This is a genomic window from Thioalkalicoccus limnaeus (assembly GCF_041197575.1).
In the GTDB taxonomy this organism is placed as follows: Bacteria; Pseudomonadota; Gammaproteobacteria; order Chromatiales; family Chromatiaceae; genus Thioalkalicoccus; species Thioalkalicoccus limnaeus.
In genome coordinates, this window is record NZ_JBDKXB010000015.1 from 78,940 (window position 1) to 85,273 (window position 6,334).

Annotated in this window: 8 protein-coding genes and 1 pseudogene; 3 read left to right on the forward strand and 6 right to left on the reverse strand. The window is 64.3% G+C overall.

Annotated elements, in window-relative coordinates; translation table 11 throughout:
* Positions 1-18 precede the first annotated feature (18 nt).
* From ABC977_RS11995 to ABC977_RS12020, 6 genes and pseudogenes are all read right to left on the reverse strand, one after another.
* A pseudogene (locus ABC977_RS11995) lies at positions 19-183 on the reverse strand (VOC family protein); the annotation flags it as partial.
* A gap of 60 nt (positions 184-243) precedes the next feature.
* Entirely contained in the window at positions 244-777 is a 534-nt protein-coding gene (locus tag ABC977_RS12000; protein WP_369667496.1) for an AAC(3)-I family aminoglycoside N-acetyltransferase, read from the reverse strand.
* Positions 767-1,222, reverse strand: a complete 456-nt coding sequence (locus ABC977_RS12005; RefSeq protein WP_369667497.1) for an SRPBCC family protein — start codon at positions 1,220-1,222, stop codon at positions 767-769. Before ABC977_RS12005 ends, ABC977_RS12000 begins: the two co-directional genes overlap by 11 nt.
* Positions 1,223-1,272: 50 nt before the next feature.
* The gene (locus tag ABC977_RS12010) at positions 1,273-1,629 is read right to left on the reverse strand and encodes a YciI family protein (protein ID WP_369667498.1); all 357 of its coding nucleotides are present in this window, start codon (positions 1,627-1,629) and stop codon (positions 1,273-1,275) included.
* An 11-nt stretch (positions 1,630-1,640) separates the two neighbouring features.
* Entirely contained in the window at positions 1,641-2,024 is a 384-nt protein-coding gene (locus ABC977_RS12015; RefSeq protein ID WP_369667499.1) for a VOC family protein, read from the reverse strand.
* A gap of 171 nt (positions 2,025-2,195) precedes the next feature.
* Positions 2,196-2,633: an MOSC domain-containing protein gene (locus ABC977_RS12020; RefSeq protein ID WP_369667500.1), complete on the reverse strand. Its 438-nt coding sequence runs from the start codon at positions 2,631-2,633 to the stop codon at positions 2,196-2,198.
* A 152-nt stretch (positions 2,634-2,785) separates the two neighbouring features.
* On the opposite strand from ABC977_RS12020, the gene ABC977_RS12025 reads away from it, so the two are divergent.
* From ABC977_RS12025 to ABC977_RS12035, 3 genes are all read left to right on the forward strand, one after another.
* Positions 2,786-3,334 (forward strand): Y-family DNA polymerase, encoded by a 549-nt coding sequence (locus ABC977_RS12025; RefSeq protein WP_369667501.1) that lies wholly within the window; start codon positions 2,786-2,788, stop codon positions 3,332-3,334.
* 665 nt (positions 3,335-3,999) lie between these two features.
* A complete protein-coding gene (locus tag ABC977_RS12030; protein ID WP_369667502.1) occupies positions 4,000-5,274 on the forward strand; it encodes a tyrosine-type recombinase/integrase in 1,275 nt (424 codons plus the stop codon).
* A 104-nt stretch (positions 5,275-5,378) separates the two neighbouring features.
* A complete protein-coding gene (locus ABC977_RS12035; protein ID WP_369667503.1) occupies positions 5,379-6,062 on the forward strand; it encodes a hypothetical protein in 684 nt (227 codons plus the stop codon).
* Positions 6,063-6,334 lie beyond the last annotated feature (272 nt).

The window sequence follows — 6,334 nt, forward strand, 5'->3', positions numbered from 1 at the left end:
GCTTCTTCATCTTAAGAGCAGATTGAACGACACCAGATCGCAGTCGCCCGACGGCGCATCATGCAGTGTGCTGACGTTCGTGATGCTGGAGTCGGGGAAGACCGCGCAATGGAAACGGGCGGCTTCCCTGGCTTCCTTGTCGAACCAGAGGTGTGGAACGATCTTTTGCTGGCTCTCGGCCATTGTATTTCTCCTCTTGTCGATCACGGGTTGCCGGCGCAGTGCGCCGCGCGGGCGGTCTGTTCACTCGGGAGGGGTGAGGGGCAAGCCCCGAGGTGCGCCGGAGGAATCCGCGACGGGCAGGTCAAAGTGCAGCACGTCTTCGCGCTGGCCAAGCCCGCTGTAGAGCGCGATGGCCGCGTCGTCGGTGCGATCGGCCTGGACGAACACGACCCAGGCCCCGAGTTCGGCGGCAATCGCCTGCGTACGCCGAATCAGCGCCGTGGCAATGCCGCGCCGCCGGCAAGCCGCGGCCACCGCGAGATCGTAGATGTAGACCTCGCTGCGTGGCCGTTCGAACTTGTCCAGCACGTAGGCGGCCAAGCCGCCGACCACCTTGCCTTCGATGTCCGCGATCAGGGCGATGAACTCCCGGCGCGCCAGCAGATGCACGAGGTAATCGGGCGGCGGTCGCGCGTTGGAGTAGGTTTCAGGTTCCCCGAACACGTCGGCAAACAGGTCGAGCAGCGCATGCATGGACGTTAGATCCGCCGGCCCGAGACGACGGATCTCGAATGACGAGGCCACCTGCTGCGGGGCTGCCGGATCAGCCGCCATCAGGGACCTCGGGCTCGACCAGGTAGGCAAGCAGGGGCAGCGACTCCTGCCAACCGAGCGTGCAGAGCTCCAGGGGAATCGCTGGCGGCAGCCCGTCCTGAAGGATGTGCAGCGCGGTGCCGCACGGGACCGGCTCAAGGGTGATCGTGAGCGTCATGTCATCGTCCAGCGCGGGATCGTCGAAGCGGTCGCTGACGACGATGCGCTGGCCAGGGACGAGTTCGCGGTACGCCCCGCCGAAGTCGTGGCGGGTACCGGTCGCGAAGTTGATGAAGCTGATCCGGTAGCCACCGCCCACGCGGGCGTCCATCTCGTGCACAACCGCGGTAAAGCCATGCGGTGCATTCCACTTGGCAATGGCATCGGGTTCGAGAAACGCGCGATATACGCGCTCGGGTGGCGCGCGCAGGATGCGATGCAGGCGGACACTGCGGTCGGTGGACATGGCTGAGTCCCTCCGGGTTCGGGTGGCGGTCAGGATCATGGGCGGAGCCTTCAGCGCTGGTGGCAGGGCGCGCATTCGCGCACCTCGACCGTCGCGAAACGTGCGGCTGGGCAGCGGGCGGCCCATTCGACCGCTTCGTCGCGATTGGCGCAGTCGATCAGGAAAAATCCACCGATCATCTCGCGTGATTCGACGAACGGGCCGTCGATGAAACGGGTCTTGTGCTCGCGCCTCAGTACGCGCACACCGTGGCGGTCGGGGCGCAGCGATTCGCTGGCGAGCAACTGACCACGGGCGTCGAGCTCGGCGCCGAAGGCGAGCATTTCGGCGTACAGCGCCTGGCCCTCGGCGTCGCTGCGGGCATCGCGGTCGCCGTGTTCTTCGAGGATCAGCAGCAGGAAATTCATCGCGGGTGCCCTCAGCGCATCGAATGCAAGCCGAAGCGGTTGCCGTCCGGGTCGCGCGCGATGACGCAAAAGCCGTATTCGCCGATGGCCTCCTTGGGGCTCTCGATCGCGCCGCCGGCGCGAGCGACGCGTTCGGCCTCGACGCCACAGTCGTCACAGGCGAAGTAGACCAGGCTGCCGCCGGGGCCGACCGGGTTCTCCGGCCCCTGCACCAGCGCGCCGCCGCATCCGGGCAGATTCTCATCCATTGGAAACATCCACACCTCGGTGGTCGGCGCGAACGCGCTGGTATCGGCGCGCGTGAGCGCCACGCCCAGCACCGCCTCGTAGAACGCGCGGGCGCGGGCGATGTCCTGCGTGGGAATCTCGAACCAGACGACGGGGTTGGAGGCCATGGTGATATCTCCTGTGGCTGGATGGGGGCGGGCGGGACCGGTTGAGCTGTCCCTTTTAAATGTAGACGAACGGGAATCGGGAAATTCGACACTTGGCGTATCGGCAGTAGAACCGGCCTCTTTGACGACCCGAAGTCGATCTCCACCGGCGTCAGCGCCCGCGGTCGGCGTTCACTCCCAGCGCGCCGTCACGCCACCATGGCCTCGCATCGCGTTGTAGCCTCCAGCGCCCAAGACCTCCTCCATCCGCGAGCAGGGATAACACAGGCCGGAGCCCTCGAGCACCGCCTCGCCGATCTGGAAGCGCCGACCCTTAAGCGCCAGCAGGTTGATCCCGGACACCACCAGGTTGCGGCGCAGTTCCTCGGGCGCGGGCGCGGCACGGCCCAGCAGGGCGCCGATCACCGCCAGGTGCTCGGCCTGAATCAGGGTGACTTGGCGCGCGCCGTGGCGGCGCGTGTGGTAGTGATCACCCTCCAGCCCTTGGCCGGCGAGGGCGATGACGGTCCTTAGCGCCTGCACGGGTGCACGGCGCTGCGGGCGGATGCCGATCCAGTCGACACGTCCGGCGCGTGGGAAAGTCGACAGCCAGGTTCGGATGTCTGGCATAGGATGCGGATAAGCCGGTGGCAAGGCGGATCGATCGGCCCGAGCGGGTCTTGCCCTGTTTGCGTGTCCTTCGGTGACGCCGGTGTTCTCGGCATCCGGGAGGGTATGGTGTCTCGCCGCATGACCGACAACACCACGAGGTCGATCGAACCGTGTCCCGCCTGATCATGCATGTCGATCTCGATGCCTTCTACGCGGCCATCGAGCAACGCGATCATCCCGCGTGGCGCGGTCGTCCGCTGGTGGTCGGGGCAGCACCGGGCCAGCGCGGTGTCGTCGCGACCTGCTCCTACGAGGCGCGCCGCTTCGGCGTGCACTTGGCGATGCCGATCGCGCAGGCGGTGCGCCGGCTGCCGCCCGAGACCCTCTATGTGCGCCCGCGGATGGCGCGCTACGCGGAGGTCTCCCGGCAGGTCATGGCTGTGCTGGGGGCCTTCTCCCCGCTCATCGAGCGGGTCTCGACTGAAAAGATGGATTTGTCGCCCGTGTCGCCCCGGGTAGGGACGCGTAAGCGGTCTCTTCGACACGGGTCGACAGCAGCATCGCCCCACCAGCCGGCCATCCGGACCGCCCTCGCCCAATGGCCGTCAAGCCGATGCGACCATTGCCGGCGCCTGGCCTGTTCCCACCGATGTTCCCATCAAGGGGAGGGAGAAAACGTGATCCAACCCGAGACATTCCCAGTTTTTTCAATCACCTAATGGGCCGTTCCCACTGTTCCCAGATCCTGGAAGGAGACCCATTGCAACTTTGGCAGCCCTTCGGTACTGCCTCCTGACCTGGAAGCACCCCGTGAGGTGCCGCGGCGTACCCAAAGCAGGGCGATCAGAAGACTGTCTAGACGAGACTCGGGTAACCGTCGGCTTTTGCCAAGGTGATCAAGGATCCGCGACAACATTTCCCGTCGCGACAGAGAACAGTCCATTGGACATCACCGAAACAGCTATCCCGCCTCGATTGGTTGACGGAGTGGACACCCTCCGCGTTCTGTCCATTTGACGACGTCGGCAACCCGAGGAAACCCAGTGGTAGGTAGGCCACTATAGCATTTCCGCGTGGTGACTCAGCGGTGACTCAACGAAAAACGGCTTAGGGACGAATCGCCTAAGCCGTTGTTTTATTTGGCGCGCCCGGAGAGATTCGAACTCCCGAGCACCTGGTTCTTAGGCAGTTTCTACGGCGTTTCGCCAACCCGCACCCCGTCTGTGCCACACCTGCTAAGCCGCTGACTTGACTAAGCCAATCCGTGAAGTAAACTGACACGCAGAGACACCCGATACCCATTAAGATCGGTTTTGAACTGTGGCAAAACTGTGGCACGGATTCCGGGCCACCGACCAACTGACACGGAGACGGAGACGGGACCATGCCGACCACCCTGACGGATCGATTCATCAAGGCCATCGAACCACCCGCCAAGGGCAAGCGGCTGCACTTCGATGACCACCGGGACGCGCCGCGCGGATTCGGCATCCGGGTCATGGCCAGCGGGACCAAGACCTTCGTACTGCGCTACCGAGCGAAGGCCGGGCAAGAGCGAATCCAGAGCATCGGCGAATATCCGACCTGGAGCCTGACTGCCGCCCGCCTGGAGGCAGCGAAGGTCCGCGCATCCGTCGATACCGGCGCCGACCCGATTCAGGAACGCCGAGACGAGCGCGCCGAACTGACCGTCGCCGACCTGGTGGATCGCTTCGCCAAGGCGCGCCTCGAGGAGCTGGACAGCGGCGCCGAAATCGCCCGGTACTTCGAGCGCGACCTGCTGCCCCAGCTCGGCAAGCGCAAGATCACGACCATCAAGCGCCGCGACATCATCGGCCTGATCGAGGCAAAGGCCCGCACCGCACCGCGCGCCGCCGCCCTGCTGCTGACCTACACGAAGCTGCTGTTCTCCTACGCCGAGGACCGCGAGCTGATCGAGCTGTCGCCCGCGACCGGCATCAAGCCCGCGAGGATCGGCAAGGCACTGAAACCCGTGAGGCGCACCCGGACCCTGGACGATGCCGAGATCCGCGCGTTCTGGACCAACGCCGACACCTGCGGGATTCACCGCCTAACGGCCATCGCCTTGAAGTTGATCCTCGTCACCGGACAACGGCCCGGCGAGGTTGTCGGGATGCGCTGGGATGAGATCGACGAGCAGTCCGCCACCTGGACCATCCCGGCCGCGCGACGCAAGACCGAGGAAGGCCACACCGTCCACCTGACAGGCACGGCGCTCGACCTGCTACGCCAGGCCAAGGCCGAGGTTCAACGGCTGTCAGAGCGGCGCCGATGGGAGCCGGGCGGGTATGTGTTCGAGCAACGCGAGGGCAAGCCCGCCACCACCGCCGGCCTTTCGCGCGCGCTGGATCGGTACGCCGAGCGACTGGGCGCCAAGGACCACCCCGACTGGGGGCGCTGGCATCCACACGACCTGCGCCGCACCTGCCGGACCCGCCTGTCTGAGATCGGCATCGCCCAGGAGGTTGCCGAGCGCGTCATCGGACACAAGCAACCGGGACTCGTCGCCACCTACAACCAGCACCGCTACCACCACGAGATCCGCGCCGCCCTGGACGCCTGGGACCGACGCCTGCTGGCGATCGTCCATCCGCCCGAGGACAACGTTCTGGCGTTCGCGCGAGCCGCGGGCGAATAACCGTGTTCTGCCAAGCCTAGGGTAGCTCCCGAAAAGGCGGATTCCTTCACCGCCCTGGCTTGGCACCTTCCATTGAAGGAACGACGCATTTGAAGGAGCGTCACATGCTGCACAAGGACTATTACCGCTTGGGCGACGTGGCGGATGCATGGCGCTGCACCGTCGATGACATCCTGCATCACTTCCTGCATGGCCGAATAAATCTCGGCGTCGTGTTTCACCAAGAGACACTTCACGGCCTGAATAACGAATTTGAAACCGTTGGAATCTACAGCGTGTCAGGCGTGCTGAGTCCACCGCGCTGCATTGCTGAAACCTGGGAACTTGGCGACGATACCCCAACGGAAGCCGGCGGTTTTGCGCCACACACGGAATACCCGCCAGACATTCACGCCGCGTGCTACATGGATGAATCCGAATTCCCCGCGCCATGGCCTTGGGCTGCGGGCAGGAATCACGACAACCCCGAGACCGACCACGACAAAATCGCGATGTTCGTAGTCAGTCCCAATAGGCTGATCACCATCAAGAGGACCGACCTGGTTGTTCACGCTGCCGAGCGCACCAGAATCGAGTCTATGCCGGGCTTCGTTGTCGCATCACAGCCGACACCCGGCAGGTGGGCGCATGATGCGTTGCTGAATCGATGGTGGCCAAAGGAGGAGCAGGAAGAGCCACCCGAAGATTCAAAGAACGACGCCAAAGGGCCGACATTCGAGGGCGGTTGCGAGCGCTCGAAGAATTCCTTACCAAGAAAGGAATCCCCCCTGAAGACTGGCCTTGCCTAAAAACGCGGCACGGGTATTCCTACAAAAGCATCCATCAGGCACTAGCCAGCCATACCGCGTTTAAGAGTCAGCACGGGCACGGCGAGCCAATCACACTATCCCACTTCAAGGAACACTTCTGGAAAAAGCAGACCGTCGCTAAGCTCGAATAGGGGGAACAGGAGGAACAGGGAACATTGTTCCCCTATTGACTGTTCCCCTGCCCCGCTATGCACGATGCCCCGCACGACATCCACCGTCATGCGAGGCAATAAATGTCAATTCGCGATCGC

Bases quoted from the DNA above. Each gene is read 5' to 3' on its own strand.
- ABC977_RS12000 (WP_369667496.1), bottom strand. From the start codon at position 777: ATGGCGGCTGATCCGGCAGCCCCGCAGCAGGTGGCCTCGTCATTCGAG.
- ABC977_RS12005 (WP_369667497.1), bottom strand. From the start codon at position 1,222: ATGTCCACCGACCGCAGTGTCCGCCTGCATCGCATCCTGCGCGCGCCA.
- ABC977_RS12010 (WP_369667498.1), bottom strand. From the start codon at position 1,629: ATGAATTTCCTGCTGCTGATCCTCGAAGAACACGGCGACCGCGATGCC.
- ABC977_RS12015 (WP_369667499.1), bottom strand. From the start codon at position 2,024: ATGGCCTCCAACCCCGTCGTCTGGTTCGAGATTCCCACGCAGGACATC.
- ABC977_RS12020 (WP_369667500.1), bottom strand. From the start codon at position 2,633: ATGCCAGACATCCGAACCTGGCTGTCGACTTTCCCACGCGCCGGACGT.
- ABC977_RS12030 (WP_369667502.1), top strand. From the start codon at position 4,000: ATGCCGACCACCCTGACGGATCGATTCATCAAGGCCATCGAACCACCC.
- ABC977_RS12035 (WP_369667503.1), top strand. From the start codon at position 5,379: ATGCTGCACAAGGACTATTACCGCTTGGGCGACGTGGCGGATGCATGG.